This window comes from Paraburkholderia sp. (genome assembly GCF_035656215.1).
Taxonomy (GTDB): Bacteria; Pseudomonadota; Gammaproteobacteria; order Burkholderiales; family Burkholderiaceae; genus Paraburkholderia.
Genome location: NZ_DASRSY010000310.1, coordinates 1 through 2682, shown reverse-complemented (window position 1 = coordinate 2682; position 2682 = coordinate 1). Strand labels below are relative to the sequence as shown.

3 protein-coding genes are annotated in these 2682 nt (G+C 62.4%); all 3 read left to right on the top strand.

Features of this window, described 5'->3' with window-relative positions; translation table 11 throughout:
* Positions 1 to 829, top strand: an 829-nt coding sequence (locus VFE81_RS17645; RefSeq protein ID WP_325045826.1) for a GMC family oxidoreductase, incomplete at its 5' end; no start/stop codon positions are given.
* Positions 830 to 849: 20 nt separating this feature from the next.
* Positions 850 to 2277 carry a cytochrome c gene (locus tag VFE81_RS17640; protein ID WP_325045825.1) on the top strand — a complete coding sequence of 476 codons (1428 nt, stop codon included), beginning with the start codon at positions 850 to 852 and terminating at the stop codon, positions 2275 to 2277.
* A gap of 148 nt (positions 2278 to 2425) precedes the next feature.
* Positions 2426 to 2682: metallophosphoesterase (locus VFE81_RS17635; protein WP_325045824.1), on the top strand; the 257-nt coding region annotated here is incomplete at its 3' end.

Here is a 2682-nt window from a genome sequence, read left to right as displayed (position 1 = left end):
GGCCGTCCACTACAAGGACCCGAACGGCAATAGCACACGCGTGACCGGCAAGCTGTTCGTGCTCGCCGCGAACGGCATCGAAACGCCGAAGCTGATGCTGATGTCGACCACCGACAAATTCCCGCACGGCATCGGCAACAGTTCCGACCAGGTGGGCCGTAACCTGATGGACCATCCGGGCACGGGCGTCACCTTTCTCGCGAACGAACCACTGTGGCCTGGACGTGGGCCGATGGAGATGACCTCGATCGTCAACTTCCGCGATGGCGCGTTCCGTTCCGATTACGCGGCGAAAAAGCTGCATCTGTCGAATGGTGTGCCGACCATGGGCGTGGCCGCCGACCTGCTGAAAAAAGGCCTCACCGGCGCCGAGCTCGACCGGCAGATCCGCGATCGTGCGGCGCGCACGCTGAACATCAACAGCTTTCACGAGCATCTCGCGGAGCCGCAGAACCGCGTGGTGCCCTCGGCGGATCACAAGGACGCGCTCGGCATTCCGCAGCCCGAGATCTACTACTCGATCAACGACTACGTGAAGAAGAGCGCGGTGAACACGCATGAACTGTATGCGCAGATCGCGTCGCTGTTCGGCGGCGCCGAGGTCTCGTTCGACGACACCTTCGCGCCGAACAATCACATCATGGGTACCACCATCATGGGCAGCGATCCGGGGGATTCGGTCGTCGACGCGGATTGCCGTACGCACGATCACTCGAATCTGTTTATCGCCAGCAGCGGTGTGATGCCGACCGCTGCCTCCGTGAATTGCACGCTGACGATCGCGGCCTTGTCGCTGAAACTGGCCGACAAGCTCAAGCGTGAAATCTGAGCCCTGAACGGAGAGCCACAATGACGAAGAACACCTCTCGCGTGCAGCCGGCCGATGCGCGGGCCCAGAGCACGCGTCGTCGCCGCTTCCGGGTGGCGACGCTGGCGGCCGTCTTTTCGCTGTTTGCGCTGTATGTCGCGTGGCACGAAGCGCATGGGCCTGGCGCGCGACATAACGACGAGTTGCCGATCACGCAGGCTCGCGCGGACGACGCCTCGCAACCGGCCGTCGCGGTGGCCACGCCGGCGGCAGTGGCCAGCAGCGATCTCGTGAAACGCGGTGAATACCTCGCGCGTGCCGGCGACTGCGTCGCCTGCCACACGGCTGACAAAGCACGTCCGTTCGCGGGCGGCCTGCCGATCAACACGCCGTTCGGCACGATCGTGACGCCGAACATCACGCCCGACCCGGACACCGGCATCGGCCAATGGAGCGACGCCGATTTTCTGCGCGCGATGCATGAAGGTATCGGCAAGAGCGGCGAGCGGCTTTATCCGGCCTTTCCGTACGCGGAATACACCAAAGTCACCGAGCGGGACGTGCTGGCAATTCGCGCGTATCTGAACACGCTGACGCCGATCCATTACGCGCCGCCTGGCAATAGCCTGAAATTCCCCTTCAACCAGCGGTGGCTGATGGTGTTCTGGAATCTCTTCAATTTCAATGAAGGCCGCTTCGTTCCCGATCCGAAACAAAGTGCCGAATGGAATCGCGGCGCGTATCTGGTCCAGGGTCTCGCGCATTGCGAGGAATGCCACACGCCGCGCAATTTCACGCAGGGTTTGAAGACCAGTTCACGCTTCTCCGGCGCGGTACAGGCCGGCTGGCATGCGTACAACATCACATCGGACAAGAACAGCGGCGTGGGTAACTGGAGCGATGACGAACTGGTGGCCTATCTGTCGACCGGCGCGGCGCCGGGCCGCGCCAACGCGGCGGGCCCAATGGCCGAGGTGGTGACCGACAGCACGCAGTATCTGACGCACGAGGACGTCGGCTCGATCGTCACGTATCTGCGCTCGGTGCCGCCGATCAACGGCGGCGAATCGCGTCCGCGCGACCAGTGGGGCAAGCCGGCTGGCGACGATGTCACCGCGCTGCGCGGCACCACGATCAACGCGGTGAATGGTGCGCAACTGTTCATCGCCAATTGTGCGACGTGCCATAACTGGACCGGTCAGGGCGTGGGTGCAAGCGCGCCGGGCGCGTATCCCTCGCTGATACACAACTCGGCGGTCGGCGCGAGCGACGCCAATAATCTGGCGATGGTGATCCTGCACGGCGTCAGTCGTACGACGAAACAGGCTGATGTGTTGATGCCCGCGTTCGGCACCCAGCTCACCGACGATCAGGTGGCCGCTATCACCAATTACGTGACCAAACAGTTCGGTAATCCGCAGTCCACAGTGACGGTGGACCAGGTCGCCAAGCTGCGCACGCAGCAATAACGACTGCGTTGACGGCGCGTTTTTCGGCAAATAATGCCGTAGACGCGCCGTTTTTGCGTCGTTTCTACGCCATTCGAGCGACCTGGGACAACAGGAAAAGATAGGCAGCGCGCATACGCACTTGTGGATGCCGATCTATCATGGGCGAATGGCTTCCGTACTCGTCAACTCCGTCCAGCATCATGCTGCCAATCCGAGCGGCCGCGACTTTGTCGTCGGCGATTTGCATGGCTGTGTCGATGCATTGCGCTATCTGCTGCGCGATATTGCGTTCGACCCAGCGCGCGACCGGCTCTTTTCGGTCGGCGATCTGGTGGACCGCGGCGAGCATTCCGAACAGGCTTTGGCCCTGCTCGACAAGCCGTGGTTTTACGCGGTGCTCGGCAATCACGAAGACACCTTGTG